The 24,363-nt window shown below is 52.9% G+C and carries 22 protein-coding genes and 1 tRNA gene; 12 read left to right on the top strand and 11 right to left on the bottom strand.

Annotated features, from left to right (window positions below; translation table 11 throughout):
* Positions 1-57: 57 nt before the first annotated feature.
* The 6 genes from HEN33_RS06825 to pncC all read right to left on the bottom strand — a co-directional run bounded on the left by HEN33_RS06825 (position 58) and on the right by pncC (position 5,849).
* Positions 58-150, bottom strand: a tRNA-Ser gene (locus HEN33_RS06825).
* 314 nt (positions 151-464) lie between these two features.
* Positions 465-650, bottom strand: a complete 186-nt coding sequence (csrA, locus tag HEN33_RS06830; RefSeq protein WP_000906486.1) for a carbon storage regulator CsrA — start codon at positions 648-650, stop codon at positions 465-467.
* A gap of 234 nt (positions 651-884) precedes the next feature.
* On the bottom strand, positions 885-3,515 hold the full coding sequence (alaS, locus tag HEN33_RS06835; RefSeq protein WP_000047170.1) for an alanine--tRNA ligase: 2,631 nt from the start codon (positions 3,513-3,515) through the stop codon (positions 885-887).
* 127 nt (positions 3,516-3,642) lie between these two features.
* Positions 3,643-4,143 carry a recombination regulator RecX gene (gene recX / locus HEN33_RS06840; RefSeq protein ID WP_000140517.1) on the bottom strand — a complete coding sequence of 167 codons (501 nt, stop codon included), beginning with the start codon at positions 4,141-4,143 and terminating at the stop codon, positions 3,643-3,645.
* Between the two features lie 67 nt (positions 4,144-4,210).
* Positions 4,211-5,272: a recombinase RecA gene (recA, locus tag HEN33_RS06845; protein WP_000963143.1), complete on the bottom strand. Its 1,062-nt coding sequence runs from the start codon at positions 5,270-5,272 to the stop codon at positions 4,211-4,213.
* 79 nt (positions 5,273-5,351) lie between these two features.
* Complete coding sequence (gene pncC / locus HEN33_RS06850; RefSeq protein WP_032184981.1) at positions 5,352-5,849, bottom strand: nicotinamide-nucleotide amidase; 498 nt, start codon at positions 5,847-5,849, stop codon at positions 5,352-5,354.
* Between the two features lie 182 nt (positions 5,850-6,031).
* Between pncC and HEN33_RS06855 the strand changes: the two genes are divergently transcribed.
* Positions 6,032-6,271: a hypothetical protein gene (locus HEN33_RS06855; protein WP_176262658.1), complete on the top strand. Its 240-nt coding sequence runs from the start codon at positions 6,032-6,034 to the stop codon at positions 6,269-6,271.
* Positions 6,272-6,309: 38 nt separating this feature from the next.
* Here the strand turns inward: HEN33_RS06855 and mltB are convergent, their stop codons facing one another.
* Positions 6,310-7,395, bottom strand: a complete 1,086-nt coding sequence (gene mltB, locus HEN33_RS06860; protein WP_176262659.1) for a lytic murein transglycosylase B — start codon at positions 7,393-7,395, stop codon at positions 6,310-6,312.
* A 255-nt stretch (positions 7,396-7,650) separates the two neighbouring features.
* Between mltB and srlA the strand changes: the two genes are divergently transcribed.
* The 7 genes from srlA (at position 7,651) to gutQ (ending at position 12,598) form a co-directional block, all read left to right on the top strand.
* A complete protein-coding gene (srlA, locus tag HEN33_RS06865; RefSeq protein WP_000573321.1) occupies positions 7,651-8,214 on the top strand; it encodes a PTS glucitol/sorbitol transporter subunit IIC in 564 nt (187 codons plus the stop codon).
* Positions 8,211-9,170: a PTS glucitol/sorbitol transporter subunit IIB gene (gene srlE / locus HEN33_RS06870; protein WP_105276638.1), complete on the top strand. Its 960-nt coding sequence runs from the start codon at positions 8,211-8,213 to the stop codon at positions 9,168-9,170. The genes srlA and srlE overlap by 4 nt, the downstream gene beginning before the upstream one ends.
* A 10-nt stretch (positions 9,171-9,180) precedes the next feature.
* Entirely contained in the window at positions 9,181-9,552 is a 372-nt protein-coding gene (srlB, locus tag HEN33_RS06875) for a PTS glucitol/sorbitol transporter subunit IIA (protein WP_000216201.1), read from the top strand.
* A gap of 3 nt (positions 9,553-9,555) precedes the next feature.
* On the top strand, positions 9,556-10,335 hold the full coding sequence (gene srlD / locus HEN33_RS06880) for a sorbitol-6-phosphate dehydrogenase (RefSeq protein ID WP_001077351.1): 780 nt from the start codon (positions 9,556-9,558) through the stop codon (positions 10,333-10,335).
* A 105-nt stretch (positions 10,336-10,440) separates the two neighbouring features.
* On the top strand, positions 10,441-10,800 hold the full coding sequence (gene gutM, locus HEN33_RS06885) for a transcriptional regulator GutM (protein ID WP_086217630.1): 360 nt from the start codon (positions 10,441-10,443) through the stop codon (positions 10,798-10,800).
* 66 nt (positions 10,801-10,866) lie between these two features.
* The gene (gene srlR, locus HEN33_RS06890; protein ID WP_000804546.1) at positions 10,867-11,640 is read left to right on the top strand and encodes a glucitol operon DNA-binding transcriptional repressor SrlR; all 774 of its coding nucleotides are present in this window, start codon (positions 10,867-10,869) and stop codon (positions 11,638-11,640) included.
* On the top strand, positions 11,633-12,598 hold the full coding sequence (gutQ, locus tag HEN33_RS06895) for an arabinose-5-phosphate isomerase GutQ (RefSeq protein WP_176262660.1): 966 nt from the start codon (positions 11,633-11,635) through the stop codon (positions 12,596-12,598). Before srlR ends, gutQ begins: the two co-directional genes overlap by 8 nt.
* Here the strand turns inward: gutQ and norR are convergent.
* Positions 12,595-14,109, bottom strand: coding sequence for a nitric oxide reductase transcriptional regulator NorR (gene norR, locus HEN33_RS06900; protein ID WP_176262661.1), 1,515 nt, complete (start codon positions 14,107-14,109; stop codon positions 12,595-12,597). The two genes, gutQ and norR, sit on opposite strands and share 4 nt — an antisense overlap.
* A 186-nt stretch (positions 14,110-14,295) precedes the next feature.
* Here norR and norV point away from each other — a divergent pair, with 186 nt between their 5' ends.
* Both norV and norW read left to right on the top strand, forming a co-directional pair.
* Positions 14,296-15,735, top strand: a complete 1,440-nt coding sequence (norV, locus tag HEN33_RS06905; protein WP_000029615.1) for an anaerobic nitric oxide reductase flavorubredoxin — start codon at positions 14,296-14,298, stop codon at positions 15,733-15,735.
* Positions 15,732-16,865: an NADH:flavorubredoxin reductase NorW gene (norW, locus tag HEN33_RS06910; protein WP_176262662.1), complete on the top strand. Its 1,134-nt coding sequence runs from the start codon at positions 15,732-15,734 to the stop codon at positions 16,863-16,865. The genes norV and norW overlap by 4 nt, the downstream gene beginning before the upstream one ends.
* A 126-nt stretch (positions 16,866-16,991) precedes the next feature.
* On the opposite strand, the gene hypF is transcribed toward norW, so the two are convergent.
* The 3 genes from hypF to ascG all read right to left on the bottom strand — a co-directional run bounded on the left by hypF (position 16,992) and on the right by ascG (position 21,083).
* Positions 16,992-19,244 carry a carbamoyltransferase HypF gene (gene hypF, locus HEN33_RS06915; RefSeq protein ID WP_176262663.1) on the bottom strand — a complete coding sequence of 751 codons (2,253 nt, stop codon included), beginning with the start codon at positions 19,242-19,244 and terminating at the stop codon, positions 16,992-16,994.
* A gap of 152 nt (positions 19,245-19,396) precedes the next feature.
* The gene (hydN, locus tag HEN33_RS06920) at positions 19,397-19,924 is read right to left on the bottom strand and encodes an electron transport protein HydN (protein WP_001078777.1); all 528 of its coding nucleotides are present in this window, start codon (positions 19,922-19,924) and stop codon (positions 19,397-19,399) included.
* Positions 19,925-20,072: 148 nt separating this feature from the next.
* On the bottom strand, positions 20,073-21,083 hold the full coding sequence (gene ascG, locus HEN33_RS06925; protein WP_203219655.1) for a LacI family DNA-binding transcriptional regulator: 1,011 nt from the start codon (positions 21,081-21,083) through the stop codon (positions 20,073-20,075).
* A gap of 259 nt (positions 21,084-21,342) precedes the next feature.
* Between ascG and ascF the strand changes: the two genes are divergently transcribed.
* Together ascF and ascB are read left to right on the top strand one after the other, a co-directional pair.
* On the top strand, positions 21,343-22,800 hold the full coding sequence (gene ascF / locus HEN33_RS06930; protein ID WP_176262665.1) for a PTS cellobiose/arbutin/salicin transporter subunit IIBC: 1,458 nt from the start codon (positions 21,343-21,345) through the stop codon (positions 22,798-22,800).
* Between the two features lie 8 nt (positions 22,801-22,808).
* The gene (ascB, locus tag HEN33_RS06935) at positions 22,809-24,233 is read left to right on the top strand and encodes a 6-phospho-beta-glucosidase AscB (protein WP_176262666.1); all 1,425 of its coding nucleotides are present in this window, start codon (positions 22,809-22,811) and stop codon (positions 24,231-24,233) included.
* Positions 24,234-24,363: the final 130 nt, after the last annotated feature.

Below are 24,363 nucleotides of genomic sequence, written 5' to 3' on the forward strand. Positions count from 1 at the left end.
CCTCCGACCGCTCGGTTCGTAGCCGAGTACTCTATCCAGCTGAGCTACGGATGCAAATGGCGGTGAGGCGGGGATTCGAACCCCGGATGCAGCTTTTGACCGCATACTCCCTTAGCAGGGGAGCGCCTTCAGCCTCTCGGCCACCTCACCACACGCCTCTTACAAGTGCTTCGAAGAACTTGTTTATCGCTCATCGTCGCTGCGTGGCGCACATATTACTTTCTGAGACTTATAAGTCAAACAATTTTTCCCACACTTTTATCGTTTGCACACTTCACGCTCAATTAGTCTGTAAAAACGTCAAAAAGAGTGTTTTATCAACAGAAAAACGGAGGTCTGACAGATAGCAGTAATGCAAAAAATGGAGACTAAAGTTGAATGAACGGGAGTAAAGCGAAAAAACAATGGAGTGAAGGAGGAATTTTGAGGGTGCGTCTCACCGATAAAGATGAGACGCGGAAAGATTAGTAACTGGACTGCTGGGATTTTTCAGCCTGGATACGCTGGTAGATCTCTTCACGGTGAACAGAAACTTCCTTCGGGGCATTTACGCCAATACGTACCTGGTTGCCCTTTACCCCTAAAACTGTCACGGTGACCTCATCCCCAATCATGAGGGTCTCACCAACTCGACGAGTCAGAATCAGCATTCTTTGCTCCTTGAAAGATTAAAAGAGTCGGGTCTCTCTGTATCCCGGCATTATCCATCATATAACGCCAAAAAGTAAGCAATGACAAACACATTACATGTAAGCAGTCATGGCATTACATTCTGTTAAACCTAAGTTTAGCCGATATACACAACTTCAACCTGACTTTATCGTTGTCGATAGCGTTAATGCGAATGCCGTGAAGCGAGTCCACGGCATTGCCTGACGCTTATATTATTGCAATTTCGCGCTGACCCAGCCTTTCACACTGGCTAACGCTGCAGGTAAGGCCGCAGCATCCGTACCACCGGCTTGCGCCATGTCAGGACGTCCACCACCCTTGCCGCCCACCTGCTGAGCGACCATACCAATCAGTTCCCCTGCTTTCACACGATCTGTGACGTCCTTAGATACGCCTGCAATCAGAGAAACCTTACCTTCGGCTACCGTTGCCAGCACGATAATTGTCGACCCCAGCTGATTTTTTAAATCGTCAACCATGGTACGCAACATTTTCGGCTCAACACCGCTAAGCTCGCTAACCAACAGCTTAACACCATTAACATCAATTGCCTTACTGGAAAGATTTGCGCTCTCCTGTGCGGCAGCTTGTTCTTTAAGCTGTTGTAACTCTTTTTCCAGCTGACGCGTACGTTCCAGTACTGAGCGCACTTTATCAGCCAGATTATTGCTATCGCCTTTCAACAGATGTGCGACTTCGCTTAAGCGATCGCTGTCTGCATGGACGGTGGCGATAGCGCCTTCTCCGGTTACCGCTTCGATACGACGAACACCTGCAGCAGTACCCGATTCAGAGATGATGCGGAACAGACCAATATCACCGGTGCGGCTTGCGTGAGTACCGCCACACAGCTCGGTGGAGAAATCGCCCATGCTCAGCACGCGTACGCGCTCATCATACTTCTCGCCAAACAGAGCCATCGCACCTTTCGCTTTCGCCGCTTCGAGATCCATGATGTTGGTTTCGATCGGCAAGTTACGGCGAATCTGCGCGTTCACCAGGTCTTCAACCGCACGAATCTCTTCTGGTTTCATCGCTTCGTTGTGTGAGAAGTCGAAGCGCAGCACTTTGTCGTTAACCAGTGAACCTTTCTGCGATACATGAGTACCCAAAACCTGGCGCAGCGCAGCGTGCATCAGGTGCGTTGCGGAGTGATTCAGACGAATACGAGCGCGACGAGCCTCATCAACATCAGCCTGCACCGCGTCGCCCACTTTCAGAGAACCCGCAGCAAGTTTACCGATATGACCAATCGCCTGGCCGTATTTCTGCGTATCTTCCACCGCAAAGGAGAAGTTAGCGCCTTTCAGTTCACCTTTATCGCCAACCTGACCGCCAGATTCCGCATAGAATGGCGTTTGATCCAGCACGACCACAGCTTCCTGGCCTGCATTGATGGCATCAACCGCTTTACCATCAACAAACAGCGCAGTCACTTTGCCGTTCAGTTCCAGATGGTCATAGCCTTTAAATTCAGATGCACTGTCAACACGGATCATTGCGTTGTAATCGGCACCAAAGCCACTGGCTTCGCGCGCACGACGACGCTGCTCTTCCATTGCTGCTTCAAAACCAGCTTCGTCAACTTTGATGTTGCGTTCACGACAAACATCAGCCGTCAGGTCAACCGGGAAACCGTAGGTGTCGTACAGACGGAAAGCAGTTTCGCCATCCAGCGTATCGCCAGAAAGTTTCGCCAGCTCTTCGTCCAGCAGCGCCAGACCGCGTTCCAGCGTGCGGGCAAACTGCTCTTCTTCAGTCTTCAGCACCTGCTCAACCTGCGCCTGCTGGCGTTTCAGGTCTTCACCTGCAGATCCCATAACGTCGATCAGCGGACCAACCAGTTTGTAGAAGAAGGTTTCTTTCGCGCCGAGCATATTGCCGTGACGCACTGCGCGACGAATGATACGACGCAGTACATAACCACGGTTTTCGTTGGACGGCATTACGCCATCCGCGATCAGGAACGCACAAGAACGAATGTGGTCAGCGATTACGCGCAGTGATTTATTGCTCAGATCGGTCGCGCCAGTGACTTTCGCTACTGCCTGGATCAGCGTGCGGAACAGGTCAATGTCATAGTTAGAGTTAACGTGTTGCAGCACCGCAGCAATACGCTCCAGACCCATACCGGTATCTACAGACGGCTTCGGCAGCGGTTCCATCGTGCCATCTGCCTGGCGGTTGAACTGCATGAAGACGATGTTCCAAATCTCAATGTAACGGTCGCCGTCTTCTTCCGGACTTCCCGGAGGGCCACCCCAAATGTGGTCGCCATGATCGTAGAAGATTTCGGTGCACGGGCCACACGGACCAGTGTCACCCATCTGCCAGAAGTTGTCAGATGCGTATGGCGCACCTTTGTTATCGCCGATGCGAATAATACGTTCGCGCGGGATCCCTACTTCTTTTTCCCAGATTTCGTAGGCTTCGTCGTCGCTTTCATAGACGGTAACCCACAGACGCTCTTTCGGCAGGGCAAACCATTTTTCACTGGTCAGCAGTTCCCATGCAAACTGAATGGCATCATGTTTGAAATAATCGCCGAAGCTGAAGTTGCCCAGCATTTCAAAGAAGGTATGGTGACGCGCAGTGTAACCGACGTTTTCCAGGTCGTTGTGTTTACCACCCGCACGCACGCAGCGTTGGGAAGTGGTAGCGCGGGAATAATTACGCTTGTCGAGCCCAAGGAACACATCCTTGAACTGGTTCATCCCGGCGTTGGTAAACAACAAAGTTGGGTCGTTATGGGGTACCAGGGAGCTGCTGGCAACTACCTGATGTCCCTTACTATGGAAAAAGTCGAGAAACGCCTGACGGATCTCAGCGGTGCTCTTGCTCATAATTATCCTGAAATCAAGCTAACGAAATATCGCCACCAGCTACAGCGTGTCTTAACCGCCGGGCTGGTAACTGAAAAGTGGGAATAAGATAAGTTTTCTTGACTGGGAAGTAAAATACCGTATGCGTTCAGTCGGCAAAATTTCGCCAAATATCCTGGATATCCTCCATCAGATAGCCGCGATAGAGCAGAAAACGCTGGATCTTAACTTTTTCTGAAAAGACAGTTGGCAAAGGTTCGCCATATTTTCGCGTCGCCTGATCGCGCGCCAGTGCACACCAGTCGATGTCACATTCACGCATCGCTTTTTCTGTCGCCTCGCGGGAAAGACCTTTCTGATTCAGTTCCTGACGGATACGCGCCGGACCGTAACCTTTGCGGCTCCGGCTGGCGATAAAGCGCGCAACAAATCGGCTGTCATCGAGATAGCCATGTTCATGGCACCAGGCAATAACACGCTCGTAATCTTCTACCGTGGCATCAATCTCTTCCGGGCCATTTTTGCCCATGATCGGTGCCGCAAGTTTACGTCGCAGTTCTTGCTCACTGTGATCGCGCACCGCCAGAATGCGTACCGCACGATCCAACAGGCGAGCATATGCCGGGCGACGGGATGTTGATTCTGTCATGGCATACCCTTACAACTTAAAAAGCAAAAGGGCCGCAGATGCGACCCTTGTGTATCAAACAAGACGATTAAAAATCTTCGTTAGTTTCTGCTACGCCTTCGCTGTCATCTACAGAGAAATCCGGCGTTGAGTTCGGGTTGCTCAGCAGCAACTCACGTACTTTCTTCTCGATCTCTTTCGCAGTTTCCGGGTTGTCTTTCAGCCAGGCAGTCGCATTCGCTTTACCCTGACCGATCTTCTCACCTTTGTAGCTGTACCACGCGCCTGCTTTCTCGATCAGCTTCTCTTTCACGCCCAGGTCAACCAGTTCGCCGTAGAAGTTGATACCTTCGCCGTAGAGGATCTGGAATTCAGCCTGTTTAAACGGCGCAGCGATTTTGTTCTTCACCACTTTCACGCGGGTTTCGCTACCCACCACGTTTTCGCCCTCTTTCACCGCGCCGATGCGACGGATGTCGAGACGAACAGAAGCGTAGAATTTCAGCGCGTTACCACCGGTAGTCGTTTCCGGGTTACCGAACATCACACCAATTTTCATACGGATCTGGTTGATGAAGATCAGCAGCGTGTTGGACTGCTTCAGGTTACCCGCCAGCTTACGCATCGCCTGGCTCATCATACGTGCCGCAAGGCCCATGTGAGAATCGCCGATTTCGCCTTCGATTTCCGCTTTCGGTGTCAGTGCCGCCACGGAGTCAACGACGATAACGTCTACTGCGCCAGAACGCGCCAGAGCGTCACAGATTTCCAGTGCCTGCTCGCCGGTGTCCGGCTGGGAGCACAGCAAGTTGTCGATATCGACGCCCAGTTTACGTGCATAGATTGGGTCCAGCGCGTGTTCAGCATCGATAAACGCACAGGTTTTACCTTCACGCTGGGCTGCGGCGATCACCTGTAACGTCAGCGTGGTTTTACCGGAAGATTCCGGTCCGTAGATTTCGACGATACGGCCCATCGGCAGACCACCTGCCCCAAGCGCGATATCCAGTGAAAGCGAACCGGTAGAGATGGTTTCCACATCCATGGAACGGTCTTCACCCAGGCGCATGATGGAGCCTTTACCAAATTGTTTCTCAATCTGGCCCAGTGCTGCCGCCAACGCTTTCTGTTTGTTTTCGTCGATAGCCATTTTTACTCCTGTCATGCCGGGTAATACCGGATAGTCAATATGTTCTGTTGAAGCAATTATACTGTATGCTCATACAGTATCAAGTGTTTTGTAGAAATTGTTGCCACAAGGTTTGCAATGCATACGCAGTAGCCTGACGACGCACCGCATCACGATCACCGCTGAAGCATTCCCGGCGGGTAATGCCTTCGCCGCGGGCAGTGGCAAAAGCAAACCAGACAGTGCCGACAGGTTTCTCTTCACTGCCGCCATCCGGCCCAGCGATACCGCTGATAGACACGGCATAATCAGCACGAGCCGCTTTCAGTGCGCCTATCGCCATTTCCACCACGACGGGTTCGCTCACCGCGCCGTGCTGCGCCAGCGTCTCTTCGCGTACGCCGATCATCTGCGCTTTGGCTTCGTTACTGTAGGTGACAAATCCGCGTTCAAACCAGGCGGAGCTACCGGCAATATCGGTAATCACTTTCGCTACCCAACCGCCGGTACAAGACTCGGCAGTTGTTACGGTTGCGCCACGGGCTTTCAGCGCCTGCCCTACCTGTTCGCTTAACTGCATCAGTTCACTGTCAATCATCACAACCTCAGTCAGTCAAAAAATATATGCCGGACAAGATAGCACTTTCCCGCAGAAGATGGGGACGAGCGATTGATTTTACGAGTTGCGTTCCGGAAAAAGACTGTTGCGACCAGTCGGTAAAGAAAAAGCGCTACCATGCCGCGTTCACATTGATATGTATTCACAGGGAGAGAATAGCAATGGCAACAAAGAAAACGGATAACACGCCACAAAACGTGCTTAAACAAACCACGCAAATGCGTATTTGGGTCATCATTGGTGGCATCGGCGCACTGGTTTTAGTGATATGTAAAATTTTATCTTCTGGCTACCTTGAACCTTTCGACTTCGGTCAGGCTGCGTTAGGCGTTGTCTGCCTGGGATATGCGATATCGCTGTCGAAAAAAATCAAGCAATTACGTCATTCGAATAAACAGTAAGAAAACAGAGGGAAGTTTAACCTCCCTCTTGCAAAGAGTTACTGAACGCGCGCCAGTGCCACGGCTTGTCCTAACTGCCAGACGGCCATTGCGTAATGGGTGCTGTGATTGTAACGGGTGATAGTGTAGAAGTTCGGCAAACCGTACCAGTACTGGTAACCGGTGCCAACATCCAGGCGCAGTAAGCTGGCCTGCTGATGGTTGCCCAGCGGCTGCTGTGGCGTTAGTCCAGCTGCAGCAAGTTGTGAAATGCTGTACATGGTTTTGAAGCCATTCGGTAAGCCTGGTGCCTGACCGTTTGCCATCACTGCGACCTGATCGCCTTTCACCCAGCCGTGCGCTTTGAAATAGTTCGCCACGCTACCGATGGCATCAACCGGATCCCACAGGTTGATATGCCCGTCGCCGCTAAAATCCACTGCATATTGTTTATAAGACGATGGCATAAACTGACCGTAGCCCATCGCCCCGGCAAAGGAACCTTTCAGATTGAGCGGATCGTCCTGCTCATCGCGCGCCATCAGCAAGAAGGTTTCCAGCTCGCCAGAGAAATACTCCGCGCGGCGTGGGTAGTTAAATGACAGCGTTGCCAGCGCATCGAGGATACGGGTTTTCCCCATCACGCGCCCCCAACGGGTTTCAACGCCGATAATCCCGACGATAATTTCCGGCGGTACGCCATACACCTGCCACGCACGATTCAACGCGTCTTCATACTGATTCCAGAAAACCACGCCGTTTTGCACGTTGTCCGGCGTAATAAATTTTTTGCGATAACGCAGCCATGCGCCGTTCGGACCTGATGGCGGCTTCACCGATGTGGTTGGTGCCTGGTTATCCATCAGCCGCAGTACCGAATCCAGACGTTTCGCCTGGGAGAGGATTTCCTGCAATTGCTGACGATCGAAGCCGTGTTTGTTCACCATTTTATCGATGAACTGCTGCGCATTCGGGTTGTTAGCGAAATCGCCGCCCATCTGCATCACATTGTGCTGCGGCTCAAGCAGGAAGCCGCCAGACGGCGTTCCGGTGGTCGTTTCAGTCTCAGTAGGTTTTGGCTTGCTGCTACAGGCGGCAAGCAACACAAAAAGGGGAAGCAATGTTACATAACGACGCTTGAACATGAGGGGTCCATTTAACAAATTCAACCAGGGGCAAGTATGGTAAAGCATCCCGCCCTGCACAAGGAAGCGGTAGTCACTGCCCGATACAGACTTTACATAACTCAACTCATCCGCCTCACTATCCTTTTATACAAACTTTCAAATTAAAATATTTATCTTTCATTTTGCGATCAAAATAACACTTTTAAATCTTTCAATCTGATTAGATTAGGTTGCCGTTTGGTAATAAAACAATAAATCCTGAAGGAGAGAACAATGATAGAAACCATTACTCATGGTGCAGAGTGGTTTATCGGGCTGTTCCAAAAGGGCGGAGAGGTGTTTACCGGGATGGTGACCGGCATTCTTCCGCTGTTGATTAGCCTGCTGGTTATCATGAACGCACTGATTAATTTTATCGGTCAGCATCGTATTGAACGTTTTGCTCAACGTTGCGCCGGTAACCCTGTTTCCCGTTACCTGCTGTTACCGTGCATTGGCACGTTTGTCTTTTGCAATCCGATGACCTTAAGCCTGGGTCGCTTTATGCCGGAAAAGTACAAACCCAGCTATTACGCGGCGGCCTCTTATAGCTGTCACTCAATGAATGGCCTCTTCCCCCATATCAACCCTGGCGAACTGTTTGTTTATCTTGGCATTGCCAGCGGTCTGACAACGCTGAACCTGCCACTTGGCCCACTGGCGGTGAGCTATCTGTTGGTTGGTCTGGTCACTAACTTCTTCCGCGGCTGGGTGACCGATCTAACCACCGCTATTTTTGAGAAAAAGATGGGCATTCAACTTGAACAAAAAGTTCACCTGGCAGGAGCAACATCATGACGCGTATTCGGATCGAAAAAGGAACGGGTGGCTGGGGCGGCCCGCTTGAGCTGGAAGCCACACCGGGCAAAAAAATCGTCTATATCACCGCCGGTACACGTCCTGCATTTGTCGACAAACTGGCACAGCTTACTGGCTGGCAGGCTATCGACGGATTTAAAGAAGGTGAACCTGCGGAGGAAGAAATTGGTGTCGCGGTAATCGACTGTGGCGGCACATTACGCTGCGGCATCTATCCGAAACGGCGTATTCCCACCATTAATATCCACTCGACGGGCAAGTCCGGTCCACTGGCGCAGTACATTGTGGAAGATATTTATGTCTCTGGCGTGAAAGAAGAAAACATCACTGTAGTGGGTGATGCGACACCACAACCCTCTTCCGTGGGCCGTGACTATGACACCAGCAAGAAAATCACCGAACAAAGCGATGGTTTACTGGCGAAGGTGGGAATGGGTATGGGTTCTGCCGTTGCCGTGCTGTTTCAATCTGGCCGTGACACCATCGACACTGTATTAAAAACCATTCTGCCGTTTATGGCGTTCGTCTCGGCGCTCATTGGCATCATTATGGCTTCTGGCCTTGGTGACTGGATTGCCCACGGTCTTGCTCCGCTGGCGAGCCATCCACTGGGTCTGGTCATGCTGGCGCTCATCTGCTCCTTCCCGCTGCTTTCACCTTTCCTCGGCCCAGGCGCAGTTATCGCACAGGTTATCGGCGTATTGATTGGCGTGCAGATTGGTCTCGGCAATATTCCGCCGCATCTGGCTTTACCTGCACTGTTTGCCATCAACGCGCAGGCGGCCTGCGACTTCATCCCGGTCGGTTTGTCGCTGGCGGAAGCCCGTCAGGACACGGTTCGCGTCGGTGTCCCTTCTGTACTGGTGAGCCGCTTTTTAACCGGCGCGCCGACTGTACTGATCGCCTGGTTTGTCTCCGGTTTTATCTATCAATAGAGGCTGAAACATGACCGTTATTTATCAGACCACCATCACCCGTATCGGCGCGAGTGCCACTGACGCCCTCAGCGACCAGATGCTCATCACCTTTCGTGAAGGCGCTCCTGCGGATCTCGAAGAGTATTGCTTCATTCATTGCCACGGCGAGTTGAAAGGTGCACTCCATCCCGGTTTGCAATTTTCGCTCGGGCAGCATCGCTATCCGGTGACCGCCGTTGGCAGCGTGGCGGAAGACAACCTTCGCGAACTGGGTCATGTCACCCTGCGCTTCGATGGTTTAAACGAAGCGGAATTTCCGGGCACTGTCCATGTGGCAGGCCCTGTACCCGACGATATCGCGCCGGGATCGGTTTTGAAGTTTGAATCTGTTAAGGAGTAAAAAATGAATCAGGTTGCCGTTGTTATCGGTGGTGGGCAAACCTTAGGCGCGTTCCTGTGCCACGGTCTGGCTGCCGAGGGGTATCGCGTCGCGGTTGTCGATATTCAGAGCGACAAAGCCGCAAATGTGGCACAAGAAATTAACGCCGAATATGGTGAAGGAACAGCGTACGGTTTTGGTGCTGACGCCACCAGCGAGCAAAGCGTTCTGGCGCTCTCTCGTGGGGTAGATGAAATCTTTGGTCGCGTGGATTTACTGGTCTACAGCGCCGGAATAGCAAAAGCAGCCTTTATCAGCGACTTCCAGCTCGGCGATTTTGATCGTTCGCTACAAGTGAATCTGGTGGGTTATTTCCTGTGTGCGCGTGAATTTTCGCGTTTGATGATCCGCGACGGGATTCAGGGGCGCATTATTCAGATCAACTCGAAATCCGGCAAAGTGGGCAGCAAACACAACTCTGGCTACAGCGCAGCGAAATTTGGTGGCGTCGGACTGACTCAATCACTGGCTCTGGATCTGGCGGAGTACGGCATTACGGTGCATTCACTAATGCTCGGTAATCTGCTGAAATCGCCGATGTTCCAGTCACTGTTGCCACAATACGCGACCAAGCTAGGTATCAAACCGGATCAAGTCGAGCAGTATTACATCGATAAAGTACCGCTCAAACGTGGCTGCGATTATCAGGATGTGCTGAATATGCTGCTGTTCTACGCCAGTCCAAAGGCATCGTACTGCACTGGACAGTCGATTAATGTCACCGGCGGTCAGGTGATGTTCTGATCAACAGCGGAGATCCGTTAAGGATCTCCGCGAGACTAATAGAATGCCTGATGCGCTACGCGCATCAGGCATACAGGACTTCCGCCACTACATTAAGGAAAAGTTATGGTATCCGCACTCATCACCGTCGCCGTTATCGCCTGGTGTGCGCAACTGGCCTTAGGCGGCTGGCAAATTTCTCGTTTTAACCGTGCCTTCGACACACTATGCCAGCAAGGGCGGGTTGGCGTGGGCCGTTCCAGCGGACGCTTTAAACCGCGGGTCGTGGTCGCCATCGCCCTGGACGATCAGCAGCGCATCGTCGATACCTTGTTTATGAAAGGACTGACCGTTTTCGCTAAACCGCAAAAAATTCCCGCAATTACGGGTATGTATCCTGGTGATTTACGGCCCGATGTGATCTTTCCCCATGATCCACTATCACAGAATGCTCTATCATTGGCGCTTAAACTGAAACGTGGATAATTTCGTTGTGAATGTTACTTGCTTGCGAAGTTATCATTTTGAAACCTAAATCAGGTAATCACGCCCATGAAACCTCGTCAGCGTCAGGCCGCCATTCTGGAGTATCTGCAAAAGCAGGGTAAATGCTCGGTTGAAGAATTGGCGCAATACTTTGACACCACAGGCACAACCATTCGCAAAGATCTGGTCATTCTGGAACATGCAGGAACCGTCATTCGTACTTATGGCGGAGTGGTGTTGAATAAAGAGGAATCCGATCCGCCTATCGATCATAAAACACTCATCAACACCCACAAGAAAGAGCTGATTGCAGAAGCTGCCGTTAGTTTTATCCATGATGGCGATTCGATCATTCTTGATGCTGGCAGTACAGTTTTGCAGATGGTCCCCCTGCTCTCGCGCTTTAATAACATCACAGTAATGACCAACAGCCTGCATATCGTCAATGCGCTATCCGAACTGGATAACGAACAAACTATCCTGATGCCAGGCGGAACGTTTCGTAAAAAATCGGCCTCATTTCACGGGCAGCTGGCAGAGAACGCCTTCGAACATTTCAGCTTCGATAAATTGTTTATGGGCACCGATGGCATCGATCTCAATGCAGGCGTAACTACCTTCAACGAGGTCTATACCGTCAGTAAAGCGATGTGTAATGCCGCGCGCGAAGTGATTTTGATGGCGGACTCATCAAAGTTTGGCCGTAAAAGCCCCAACGTAGTTTGCAGTCTTGAAAGCGTCGATAAGCTGATTACCGACGCAGGTATCGATCCAGCGTTTCGTCAGGCGCTGGAAGAAAAAGGGATCGACGTGATCATAACCGGAGAGAGCAATGAGTGAAGCACTACTGAACGCGGGACGTCAGACGTTAATGCTGGAGTTACAGGAAGCAAGCCGTTTACCAGAACGTCTGGGCGATGATTTTGTTCGCGCCGCCAATATCATCCTGCACTGCGAAGGCAAAGTGGTGGTTTCGGGAATTGGCAAATCGGGCCACATTGGTAAGAAAATCGCCGCAACGCTTGCCAGTACCGGCACGCCTGCTTTTTTTGTTCATCCGGCAGAGGCACTGCACGGCGACCTGGGGATGATTGAAAGCCGCGATGTGATGCTGTTTATCTCTTACTCTGGTGGCGCAAAGGAGCTGGATCTGATTATTCCGCGTCTGGAAGACAAATCTATCGCGCTGCTGGCGATGACCGGTAAACCGACATCACCGCTGGGCCTGGCGGCGAAAGCGGTGCTGGATATCTCTGTAGAACGCGAAGCCTGCCCGATGCATCTTGCGCCGACCTCCAGCACCGTCAATACCCTGATGATGGGCGACGCGCTGGCGATGGCGGTCATGCAGGCGCGCGGATTTAATGAAGAAGATTTTGCCCGCTCCCACCCAGCTGGGGCTCTGGGCGCTCGCTTGCTGAACAAAGTGCATCATCTGATGCGCCGTGATGACACCATCCCGCAGGTGGCGTTAACCGCCAGCGTGATGGATGCGATGCTGGAACTTAGTCGCACCGGTCTGGGACTGGTAGCCGTGTGCGACGATCAACGGCTGGTGAAAGGCGTCTTTACCGACGGGGATTTACGTCGCTGGCTGGTTGGCGGCGGTGCACTCACCACGCCAGTTAATGAAGCGATGACGGCAGGCGGCACGACGTTGCTATCGCAAAGTCGCGCCATCGACGCCAAAGAAGTTCTGATGAAGCGCAAAATCACCGCCGCACCAGTGGTGGATGAAAACGGCAAACTCGTCGGCGCGATTAACCTGCAGGATTTCTATCAGGCCGGGATTATTTAATCCTTCAGCCCCAGACGTTTCGCCAACCGATGCAGGTTGGCGACGTCAGTTTCCAGCATTCGCGCACAGGCGGCCCAGTTGTGATGATTTTTTGCCAGTGCCTGGCGAATGGTTTCACGCTGGAACGCTTCTGTTGCTTCACGCAGGTTTTGCTTAACGACGGGCACCGCCGTCACTTCTGGCGGCGGCAATGTCACCTCAGGAAAAGCAAAATGTTGCGCCTCAAGAATCACTTCATCGCCGCTGCGGGTCGCTCTCGCCAGCACCACCGCCCGATGAATAGCATGTTCCAGTTCGCGCACGTTCCCCGGAAAACTATAGTGTTGCAATAAATTCCGCGCCCCGGCACTTAATACCACGCGGGAGAGCCCCAGCCGCAAACGACACTGCTCACAGAAATACCCCGCCAGAAGAATGACGTCATCACCCCGCTCACGCAGCGGCGGCACCAAAAGCGGAAACACACTCAGGCGATGAAACAAGTCAGCACGAAATCGCCCTGCCAGCACCTCTTCGCGCAAGTCGCGGTTAGTCGCCGCCAGCACGCGCACATCGACCCGCAAACTGCGGTCATCGCCAACGCGCTGAATATCGCCATACTGCAACACCCGCAGCAGCTTGGCTTGCAATGCCAACGACAACTCGCCGATCTCATCCAGAAACAGCGTGCCGTTATCCGCCATTTCAAACTTCCCACTGCGGTTACTGATAGCGCCAGTAAACGCCCCTTTCACATGCCCGAACAGTTCACTTTCCGCCACACTTTCCGGCAGTGCGGCACAGTTGAGATAGACCAGCGGATTCACCGCCCGTGGCGAGGCTTCATGAATCGCTTTCGCCACCAGCTCCTTACCGGTTCCCGTCTCACCGCTAATTAGGACGTTGAGATCGGACGCCGCCACAATCTCAATCTCTTTTTTCAATTGCGTCATGCCTGGCGACAGGCCGATCATCTGCGTCTCTTTCAGCGCTTCAAACGGCGCGGCATCGCCCGGCAGCATATTCTGACTTTCCAGTTGTTCAATCAGCAACGCATTGCTTAACGCTCCCGCCGCCAGCGCGGCAATCAGCCGTAACTCTTCGTCGCTGAAAACATCGAACTGATCGGGCTGCATCCCATCGAGCGTCAGTGCGCCGATCAGGTTTTGCCCGGCAAATAAGGGCAGACCAACACAGGCGTGAACCTTCAGACTCTCCTGCCCTGGAATCAAACCGTCATAGGGATCGGGCAATTCACTGTCTGCGGGAAAGCGCACCACGTCCCCGGCGCGGGCAATCGCTTCCAGCCGTGGATGCCCTTCCAGCGCAAAGCGTCTACCGAGAACATCCTTCGCCAGTCCGTCGATGGCAAGCGGAATAAACTGCCGCGAGTCGTAACGTAGCAACGCAGACGCATCGCACTCCAGCACCTGACGCAACGTGGTGATCAGGCGCTGAAAACGATCCTGATGACCAATCCCACGCTGCAATTCGATGGCGATATTCGCCAGCACATCAACGGAAAAACTCATCTTTGCCTCACTGTCAATTTGACTATAGATATTGTCATATCGACCATTTGATTGATAGTCATTTTGACTACTCATTAATGAGCATAAATTAATTTATATATTAAAAACAATTAGATAAAAAACTGGCACGCAATCTGCAATTAGCAAGACATCTTTTTAGAACACGCTGAATAAATTGAGGTTGCTATGTCTATTGTGGTGAAAAATAACATTCATTGGGTTGGTCAACGTGACTGGGAAGTGCGTGATTTTCACGGCACGGAATATAAAACGCTGCGCGGCAGCAGCTACAACAGCTACCTCATTCGCGAAGAAAAAAACGTGCTGATCGACACCGTCGACCATAAATTCAGCCGCGAATTTGTGCAGAACCTGCGTAATGAAATCGATCTGGCGGATATCGATTACATCGTGATTAACCATGCTGAAGAGGATCACGCCGGGGCGCTGACCGAACTGATGGCGCAAATTCCCGATACGCCGATCTACTGTACTGCCAACGCTATCGACTCAATAAATGGTCATCACCATCATCCAGAGTGGAATTTCAACGTGGTGAAAACCGGCGACACGCTGGATATCGGCAACGGCAAACAACTCATTTTTGTCGAAACGCCAATGCTGCACTGGCCGGACAGCATGATGACTTACCTGACGGGCGACGCGGTGCTGTTCAGTAACGATGCTTTCGGTCAGCACTACTGCGACGAGCATCTCTTCAACGATGAAGTGGATCAGACCGAGCTTTTCGAGCAGTGTCAGCGTTACTACGCCAATATCCTGACACCATTCAGCCGCCTGGTAACGCCGAAAATCACCGAGATCCTGGGCTTTAACTTGCCGGTCGATATGATTGCCACCTCTCACGGCGTGGTATGGCGCGATAACCCGACGCAAATTGTCGAGCTGTACCTGAAATGGGCGGCGGATTATCAGGAAGACAGAATCACCATTTTCTACGACACCATGTCGAATAACACCCGCATGATGGCTGACGCTATCGCCCAGGGGATTGCGGAAACCGACCCGCGCGTGGCGGTGAAAATTTTCAACGTCGCCCGAAGCGATAAAAACGAAATCCTGACCAATGTCTTCCGCTCAAAAGGCGTGCTGGTTGGCACTTCGACGATGAATAACGTGATGATGCCGAAAATCGCCGGGCTGGTGGAGGAGATGACCGGATTACGCTTCCGTAACAAACGCGCCAGTGCTTTCGGCTCTCACGGCTGGAGCGGCGGTGCCGTGGATCGTCTTTCCACGCGCCTGCAAGATGCGGGTTTCGAAATGTCGCTTAGCCTGAAAGCCAAATGGCGACCGGACCAGGATGCACTGGAATTATGCCGTGAACACGGTCGTGAAATCGCCCGTCAGTGGGCGCTCGCACCGCTGCCGCAAAGCACGGTGAATACAGTGGTTAAAGAAGAAACCTGTGCCACCACGACGGCTGATCTCGGTCCGCGGATGCAGTGCAGTGTCTGCCAGTGGATTTACGATCCGGCAAAAGGCGAGCCAATGCAGGACGTTGCGCCAGGAACGCCGTGGAGTGAAGTCCCGGATAACTTCCTGTGCCCGGAATGCTCCCTCGGCAAAGACGTCTTTGACGAACTGGCATCGGAGGCAAAATGAGCAACGGCATTGTGATCATTGGTTCAGGCTTCGCCGCCCGCCAACTGGTGAAAAATATTCGTAAACAGGATACCGGTATTCCATTGACCCTGATTGCCGCCGACAGCATGGATGAGTACAACAAACCTGATCTTAGCCATGTGATCAGTCAGGGGCAACGTGCCGACGACCTTACCCGCCAGACGGCGGGTGAATTTGCCGAGCAGTTTAATCTGCGCCTGTTTCCGCACACCTGGGTGACGGATATCGATGCCGAAGCCCATGTGGTGAAAAGCCAGAATAATCAGTGGCAATACGACAAGCTAGTGCTGGCAACCGGTGCCAACGCCTTTGTCCCGCCGGTTCCTGGGCGTGAGTTAATGCTGACGTTAAATAGTCAGCAAGAGTATCGCGCCTGTGAAACACAACTGCGGGATGCCCGACGGGTGTTGATTGTAGGCGGTGGTTTGATTGGTAGCGAACTGGCGATGGATTTTTGTCGGGCAGGCAAAGCGGTCACGCTAATCGACAACGCTGCCAGTATTCTGGCGTCGTTAATGCCACCGGAAGTAAGCAGCCGCTTGCAGCATCGGTTGACGGAGATGGGCGTTTATCTGCTGTTGAAATCTCAGTTGCAGGGGCTGGAAAAAACGGATTCTGGCATTCTGGCAACGCTGGACCGCCAGCGCAGCATCGAAGTGGATGCGGTAATTGCCGCCACCGGACTGCGCCCGGAAACCGCCCTGGCACGACGCGCCGGGCTGACGATTAATCGCGGCGTTTGCGTCGATAGTTATCTGCAAACCAGTAATGCCGATATTTATGCGCTGGGCGATTGCGCGGAAATTAACGGTCAGGTATTGCCGTTCCTGCAGCCGATTCAACTTAGCGCGATGGTGCTGGCGAAGAACTTGCTCGGTGGAAACGCACCGCTGAAACTTCCCGCCATGCTGGTAAAAATCAAAACGCCGGAATTACCGCTGCATCTGGCAGGGGAAACCCAGCGTCGGGATTTGCGCTGGCAGATTTGTACCGAAAGCCAGGGAATGGTGGCGCGCGGCGTTGACGATGCCGACCAGCTTCGCGCCTTTGTAGTCAGTGAGGATCGGATGAAAGAGGCGTTTGGATTGTTGAAAACCTTGCCGATGTAGGCAGGCTAGTGTGCCCAAAATGTCGGATGCGACGCTGGCGCGTCTTATCCGACCTACGGGGAGCGCATGTGTAGGCCGGATAAGGCGTTCACGCCGCATCCGGCACTGCGCCCAAATGCAACACGTTTATCCGTTCTGGGCTTCACCCGCCACCCAACGGGCCGCAGCAATAACCCCCTGCCCCAGAGACAACCCGCCATCCCCCGCCGGTAAACTCTGTGGAAAGAGCAATGTGAAATCAGCAAGATAATGCGCCAGACGTGCACGCAGCAAACGGTTATGAATAACCCCACCGCTAAATACCAGCGTAGTGATACCGCACATTGTGGCCTGCTCACGCATCAACGCGGCAAAACCCTGCGCCAGCGCATCATGAAATGCCCACGCGCGTTGATTAACCGGTGCCTGCCAGTTCAGCCACTGCTGCCAGAAAGTGGCGAGATCCAGTTGATTGTCCACCAGCGGCATCGTCACCGGATGCGTCACTCCCTGGCACGAAGCCGCCAGCGCCTCGAGGCCGCAAGCCGCTTCACCTTCATAACTTAACGTGGCTGGCGCACAGCCCAGCGCAGCCGCTACGGCATCGAACAACCGCCCACACGATGATGCCAGCGGCGCATTGATTCCACGCTCAATGGCCCGCGCCAGCACGCTCCAGTTTTGCTGTTGCACACTTGCCGTTTCAGGGTAATTCTGCCACTCCGGCACAAAGCGCAGGCACTGCGCCAGCAGGTTTCGCCACGGCTGCTTTGCAGCCAAATCGCCCCCCGGAAGCGCCACCGCAGGCAAGCCGCCCAGGTGCTGGCATTCGCGATAGTTCACCCGCAAGCACTCGCCGCCCCACAAAGCGCCGTTCTCGCCCATACCAATACCGTCGAGCGTCAAAGCAATGACATCACCGCCATCCAGCGGCCAGTGATGTTCTGCCAGACACGCCGCCGCGTGGGCATGGTGATGCAGCACCGTTTGCGTCGGCAGATTCATCTCACGCGCCCACTGGCTGGAGACATAGCCCGGATGCGCATCATGCACCACAAACTGTGGAGTAAAATCGTAGATGTTTTGCATCAGGCGCAACGCTTCGCGCCACTGCATCTGAATGCCATCGTCACTTAAATCGCCCAAATGTTGACTCAACACCGACTGTTCACCACGCACCAGACAGAAGGTATTTTTCAGATCCGCACCGAGACACAGCACAGGAGGAATATTTTTAAAGCCCGGAGGCAAAGCCAGCGCATCCGGTACATACCCCCGCGAGCGGCGCAACATTTCGCCACTTTCGCGCACCACTGAATCATCCATCCGCTGCACGATGTCGCGGTTATGAATCAAGAATCCGTCGGCAATGTCCTGCAAGTCCTCCAGCGCCTGTTCGTTGCTGATAGCCGGTGGTTTACCGCTCAGGTTGCCGGAGGTCATCACCAGTGGGCATTGCAGTTCCTGTAACAGCAAATGCTGGAGCGGATTCGCAGGCAACATCACCCCGACTTCGTTAAGGCCAGGGGCGATATCGTCACAAAGTTCCGGAACATATATTTTATCCACCAGTACAATCGGCGCGGCGGGCGTGGTGAGCAACTGACGGGCAGCGTCGGGCAAACCTTCTGCCGTTGGCAACATAACCGCCAGCGGTTTCGCCGGGCGATGTTTGCGCGCCCGTAGTGTCGCCACCGCGTTACTGTTACGCGCATCGCAGGCGAGATGAAATCCGCCAATCCCTTTGATAGCGACAATGTTGCCCATTTTTAACTGAGCGATAGCCGCCTGTAATGCCGCCTCTTGTTTCGCATGTTCACCATGACTTAGCCATTCAAGATGTGGGCCACACTCCGGGCAGGCCACCGGCTGGGCGTGGAAGCGACGATCGAGCGGGTCGCGATATTCTTTATCGCAGGCCGGACATAGCGGAAACGCCGCCATCACGGTAAATGGACGGTCGTAAGGCATCGCGCGAATAATGGTGAAACGCGGGCCGCAGTGAGTACAGTTGATAAACGGATAACGATAACGCCGTTCGCCTGGGGTATTCATTTCGGCAAGACAGGCAGGACAAGTAGCGGCATCGGGAACAATTTGCGTATTCATGACGCCGCCCGCGCTCTGGCGGATGGTGAACTCAGTGGGCGGCTGCATCCAGATAAACGGCTCACATTCGACGCTATCAATACGCGCCAGCGGCGGGCAGTGCTGATGCAATTGAACAAGAAACGTTTCCGGGTCTTCCAGCAGCCGGACTTCTACGCCATCGCCGTCATTACAGACATCGCCGTGAAGATTTAATTGCTGTGCCAGTTGCCAGACAAAGGGACGAAAACCGACGCCCTGCACTTTGCCACGAATACGCAGTTGGACACCGCAAGATGTGTTTTTTGCCATTGAGTTATTCCCGCCATCATGAATTGCGTAACCCGCCCAGCCGGACACGACCGCGTCGCATCCGGTAGTCACAGGTTGGCGATACCGCCCGCTCCGTATTCTACGAATATTTCCGGGAATTCCTTTGATGCCAGAACAGTTCTGTAAGATTTTTAGAACATCAGCGCCGTGCGGCGGCGTTTTTCTGCGCTCAGTTGTTCAAGTTTATTTCGATCGACACAAATCAGCGCATGGGTCGGGCAAGCAGCCATACAGGCCGGGCCATCTTCACGATGGTTACAGAGGTCGCATTTATTGGCTTCGGCTTTGTCAGCGCGTACGTTAAGCCCTGCGCCGCTGTTGCGAATCACCGGACGCACTACCACTTCCATCGCACCATACGGGCAAGCCACAACGCAGGTTTTGCAACCAATGCAACGTTCCTGCATGACATGAACAAACCCTTTATCACGGCTGATAGCACCATTCGGGCAGACGTTAGCGCACGGTGCATCTTCACACTGACGGCAGACTGTCGCCGTGGAAATGTTCACACCTTTAATGACATGGATTCGCGGTAAAAAAGTTTCCGGGGTCAGCGATGCACAGTCCTGATTCTCCTGATGAGAAACCACGCACGCCACTTCACAGGTACGACAACCAATACATTTACTTGCGTCAGCAATGATGAAACGGTTCATCAAATTCTCCAGCAATGACAGTTAATGCGCCGATACATTCACAAATCATGCCAATTTTTAATTTATTGTTATTTAAAGAAATTAAATTCTGCAATGCAGAAAAAACGATGTCATCGACACTAGTGACGATGACATGTGATGACAATGTTTATCGCGAAAGAGCAATGAGTGAGTCGCGGCGGATCAGTTTTCCGCTGAAGGTTTTCGGCGGTGTGTAAGCACCACCATCGAGCATAAATATCAGCCGCCCAATTATTTCCTGAATCATCTCAGTCACCGGAATTTTTACGCTGGAGAGCGCCGGAACGGTGTAGGGGGCAATTGCGATATCATCAAATCCAATAACCGATACTTGCCCCGGCACCGCTACACCACGGTCATGCAACGCTTTCATCGCACCTATCGCCATATCGTCGTTACTGGCAACTAACGCGCTAAATTTAGCCCCACGTTCGAGCAACGTTTCTACCCCTTCGGCCCCGCTGGCAGGCGTCCATTTACCGTTAGCGATAAGTTTTTCATTGAGTGCAATACCATGCTGCGCCAGCGCGTCTTTATATCCGGCAAGGCGTTCAATGCTGGTGGGGGAATCCATCGAACCGGTAAGGAAAGCAATCTCCTGATGTCCGGCGTTTATCAACTCTGCCACGGCGTTAAAGCTGGTCTGTTTATGATCGCACCAGACGCTATGGCTGCTGTTTTTGCGCAGGCGGCGATTGAGCACCATTATCGGCTGATTGTGTGCGTCAATGATGTCATCAATCTCATCCACGCTTAAAAAGCGCGGGTAAATCATAATGGCGTCGCAGCGCAGATCCAGCAGATACTGAATCGCCTGGCGTTCTTCTTCGGCGCTATGTTTGCCATCTGCCAATAGCAGCTGACGCCCTTTCTCTTCCGCCATTCTCGCGGTATGAAACAGTAATTCACTAAAATAAATGCCGTGGTAAAGCGTGTTGGTCACTACCAGCCCCAGCGTCTGGGTACTCTTCGCTGACAGATTGCGCGCCAGCAAATTTGGGCGGTAACCGCTCTCTTCTACCGCCTGAAACACGCGATCTTTAGTCTCCTGGCTGACGTAGCCATTACCTGAAAGCACGCGGGAAACGGTCGCTTTTGAAACCCCGGCGCGCTTCGCCACTTCCAGCATCGTCGTCATCATTTTCATCCCTTTACACGCAATCAACGCAGTGTACTGCACCGTTGGCTGATTGTCCTTGCGCAAGCAGCGGGAAAAATATTCAGGTGACCGGTTTCACAAATATAAAAAATGAGCAATTAACTCTCTTGCTTAATCAGTATCAACTATTCATGATTTTGTGAAACCGGTTTCTTAATTCCGTTTCAGCATCGGCAATTTCCCGTCACGTCGACTGATAACAACTACCTCTACCCTACTGATAACAGGATAAAATCCGATGGCCAAAAATTATGCGGCGCTGGCACGCTCGGTGATAGCGGCACTGGGCGGCGTTGATAACATCTCGGCAGTCACGCACTGTATGACGCGTTTGCGCTTTGTTATCAAAGATGATGCACTGATCGACAGCCCAACGTTAAAAACTATCTCCGGCGTGCTCGGTGTGGTACGTAGTGACAACCAGTGTCAGGTGATTATCGGTAATACGGTTTCGCAGGCTTTTCAGGAAGTTGTCAGCTTGTTACCTGGAGATATGCAGCCCACGCAGCCCGTGGGGAAACCCAAACTCACGCTACGTCGCATTGGTGCGGGGATCCTGGATGCGCTGATCGGCACCATGTCACCGCTGATCCCGGCGATCATCGGCGGATCGATGGTCAAACTGCTGGCGATGATCCTCGAGATGAGCGGCGTGCTGACAAAAGGATCGCCGACCTTAACTATTCTCAATGTGATTGGTGATGGTGCTTTCTTCTTCCTGCCGCTGATGGTCGCTGCTTCTGCCGCCATCAAATTTAAAACCAATATGTCGCTGGCGATTGCCATTGCGGGTGTGCTGGTACATCCGAGTTTTATTGAGCTGATGGCGAAAGCGGCCCAGGGTGAACATGTTGAATTTGCCCTGATTCCGGTCACCGCGGTGAAATACACCTACACAGTGATCCCGGCGCTGGTGATGACCTGGTGCCTGTCATATATCGAACGCTGGGTGGACAGCATTACGCCAGCGGTGACGAAAAACTTCCTCAAGCCGATGCTGATTGTGTTGATTGCCGCACCGCTGGCAATCCTGCTGATTGGCCCGATTGGTATCTGGATCGGTAGCGCCATTTCGGCGCTGGTTTACACCATTCATGGTTATCTGGGCTGGCTTTCAGTCGCCATTATGGGCGCGCTGTGGCCTCTGCTGGTAATGACCGGGATGCACCGCGTCTTTACGCCAACCATCATTCAAACTATTGCCGAAACCGGCAAAGAAGGGATGGTCATGCCGTCAGAAATCGGCGCTAACCTGTCGCTGGGCGGTTCATCGCTGGCGGTGGCGTGGAAAACGAAAAACCCGGAACTGCGCCAGACGGCGCTGGCGGCGGCGGCATCGGCCATTATGGCGGGGATTTCCGAACCGGCATTATACGGCGTGGCGATCCGCCTGAAACGTCCGCTTATCGCCAGTCTTATCAGCGGTTTTATTTGCGGCGCGGTTGCCGGTATGGCGGGGCTTGCCAGCCACTCAATGGCAGCGCCGGGATTATTTACCAGCGTGCAGTTCTTCGACCCGGTGAATCCAATGAGCATCGTCTGGGTGTTCGCCGTCATGGCGCTGGCGGTCGTGCTGTCGTTTATCCTCACACTGTTGCTCGGCTTTGAGGATATTCCTGTTGAGGAAGCGGCTGCCCAGGCGCGAAAGCATCAGAGCGTACAACCGACCGTCGCCAAAGAAGTAAGTCTTAATTGAGGATGAAAATGTCAGTATTTCCGCAAGGTTTTTTATGGGGCGGCGCGCTTGCCGCCAACCAATCTGAAGGTGCGTACCGTGAAGGTGGCAAAGGGCTGACCACGGTCGATATGATCCCACACGGCGAGCATCGAATGGCGGTGAAACTGGGGCTGGAAAAACGGTTTCAGTTGCGCGATGACGAGTTTTATCCCAGCCATGAGGCGACGGATTTTTATCATCGTTATAAAGAAGATATCGCCCTGATGGCAGAGATGGGATTCAAGGTTTTTCGCACCTCGATTGCCTGGAGCCGCCTCTTTCCGCAGGGCGATGAACTGACGCCCAACCAGCAGGGCATTGCTTTTTACCGCGCGGTATTTGAAGAGTGTAAAAAGTACGGTATCGAACCGCTGGTCACGTTGTGTCACTTCGACGTGCCGATGCATCTGGTCACTGAATATGGCTCCTGGCGTAACCGCAAGCTGGTGGAGTTTTTCAGCCGCTACGCCCGGACCTGCTTTGAAGCATTTGATGGCCTGGTGAAATACTGGCTCACCTTCAATGAAATCAACATTATGTTGCATAGCCCGTTCTCCGGCGCGGGTCTGGTTTTTGAAGAAGGGGAAAATCAGGAGCAGGTGAAATATCAGGCTGCGCATCACCAACTGATTGCCAGTGCGCTAGCCACCAAAATCGCTCATGAGGTTAACCCGCAAAATCAGGTGGGCTGTATGCTGGCGGGCGGTAACTTCTACCCTTACAGTTGCAAGCCGGAAGATGTCTGGGCGGCGCTGGAGAAAGATCGGGAAAACCTGTTTTTTATCGATGTGCAGGCGCGGGGCGCGTATCCGGCTTACTCTGCCCGCGTATTCCGCGAAAAAGGGGTAACCATCGACAAAGCACCGGGCGATGATGAAATCCTGAAAAACACCGTCGATTTTGTCTCTTTCAGCTATTACGCCTCGCGCTGCGCCTCGGCGGAGATGAACGCCAACAACAGCAGTGCGGCGAACGTGGTGAAATCGCTGCGTAACCCGTATCTACAGGTGAGCGACTGGGGCTGGGGTATTGATCCACTCGGTCTGCGTATCACTATGAACATGATGTATGACCGTTATCAGAAGCCGCTGTTTCTGGTGGAAAACGGCCTGGGCGCAAAAGATGAATTTGCTGCCAATGGCGAGATTAACGACGACTATCGCATCAGCTATTTACGCGAACATATCCGCGCAATGGGCGAAGCGATTGCAGACGGCATTCCGCTGATGGGCTACACCACCTGGGGCTGTATTGATTTAGTTTCCGCGTCAACGGGTGAAATGAGCAAACGCTACGGTTTTGTCTATGTAGACCGTGACGACGCAGGCAACGGTACGCTGACGCGCACGCGTAAGAAATCGTTCTGGTGGTATAAAAAAGTAATTGCCAGTAATGGGGAAGATTTAGAGTAAGTAACCGTGCCGGATGCGGCGTGAACGCCTTATCCGGCCTACGTGTCGCACGAACCAGGAAAGCCCGATAAGCGCAGTGCATCGGGCAATTTAGCATTTGGCATCAGAGCTGGTTCACCCCATCAAGAAC

This window comes from Escherichia sp. 94.0001 (assembly GCF_013369155.2).
Lineage (GTDB): Bacteria > Pseudomonadota > Gammaproteobacteria > Enterobacterales > Enterobacteriaceae > Escherichia > Escherichia coli_F.

Excerpts from the sequence above, each read along its gene's own strand:
- hypF (WP_176262663.1), bottom strand. The coding sequence starts at position 19,244 with ATGGCAAAAAACACATCTTGCGGTGTCCAACTGCGTATTCGTGGCAAA.
- srlE (WP_105276638.1), top strand. The coding sequence starts at position 8,211 with ATGACGCGTATTCGGATCGAAAAAGGAACGGGTGGCTGGGGCGGCCCG.
- recA (WP_000963143.1), bottom strand. The coding sequence starts at position 5,272 with ATGGCTATCGACGAAAACAAACAGAAAGCGTTGGCGGCAGCACTGGGC.
- srlA (WP_000573321.1), top strand. The coding sequence starts at position 7,651 with ATGATAGAAACCATTACTCATGGTGCAGAGTGGTTTATCGGGCTGTTC.
- ascF (WP_176262665.1), top strand. The coding sequence starts at position 21,343 with ATGGCCAAAAATTATGCGGCGCTGGCACGCTCGGTGATAGCGGCACTG.
- alaS (WP_000047170.1), bottom strand. The coding sequence starts at position 3,515 with ATGAGCAAGAGCACCGCTGAGATCCGTCAGGCGTTTCTCGACTTTTTC.
- csrA (WP_000906486.1), bottom strand. The coding sequence starts at position 650 with ATGCTGATTCTGACTCGTCGAGTTGGTGAGACCCTCATGATTGGGGAT.
- mltB (WP_176262659.1), bottom strand. The coding sequence starts at position 7,395 with ATGTTCAAGCGTCGTTATGTAACATTGCTTCCCCTTTTTGTGTTGCTT.
- ascG (WP_203219655.1), bottom strand. The coding sequence starts at position 21,083 with ATGACGACGATGCTGGAAGTGGCGAAGCGCGCCGGGGTTTCAAAAGCG.
- gutM (WP_086217630.1), top strand. The coding sequence starts at position 10,441 with ATGGTATCCGCACTCATCACCGTCGCCGTTATCGCCTGGTGTGCGCAA.
- gutQ (WP_176262660.1), top strand. The coding sequence starts at position 11,633 with ATGAGTGAAGCACTACTGAACGCGGGACGTCAGACGTTAATGCTGGAG.
- pncC (WP_032184981.1), bottom strand. The coding sequence starts at position 5,849 with ATGATTGACAGTGAACTGATGCAGTTAAGCGAACAGGTAGGGCAGGCG.
- ascB (WP_176262666.1), top strand. The coding sequence starts at position 22,809 with ATGTCAGTATTTCCGCAAGGTTTTTTATGGGGCGGCGCGCTTGCCGCC.
- hydN (WP_001078777.1), bottom strand. The coding sequence starts at position 19,924 with ATGAACCGTTTCATCATTGCTGACGCAAGTAAATGTATTGGTTGTCGT.
- recX (WP_000140517.1), bottom strand. The coding sequence starts at position 4,143 with ATGACAGAATCAACATCCCGTCGCCCGGCATATGCTCGCCTGTTGGAT.
- HEN33_RS06855 (WP_176262658.1), top strand. The coding sequence starts at position 6,032 with ATGGCAACAAAGAAAACGGATAACACGCCACAAAACGTGCTTAAACAA.
- srlB (WP_000216201.1), top strand. The coding sequence starts at position 9,181 with ATGACCGTTATTTATCAGACCACCATCACCCGTATCGGCGCGAGTGCC.
- norW (WP_176262662.1), top strand. The coding sequence starts at position 15,732 with ATGAGCAACGGCATTGTGATCATTGGTTCAGGCTTCGCCGCCCGCCAA.
- srlD (WP_001077351.1), top strand. The coding sequence starts at position 9,556 with ATGAATCAGGTTGCCGTTGTTATCGGTGGTGGGCAAACCTTAGGCGCG.
- norV (WP_000029615.1), top strand. The coding sequence starts at position 14,296 with ATGTCTATTGTGGTGAAAAATAACATTCATTGGGTTGGTCAACGTGAC.
- norR (WP_176262661.1), bottom strand. The coding sequence starts at position 14,109 with ATGAGTTTTTCCGTTGATGTGCTGGCGAATATCGCCATCGAATTGCAG.
- srlR (WP_000804546.1), top strand. The coding sequence starts at position 10,867 with ATGAAACCTCGTCAGCGTCAGGCCGCCATTCTGGAGTATCTGCAAAAG.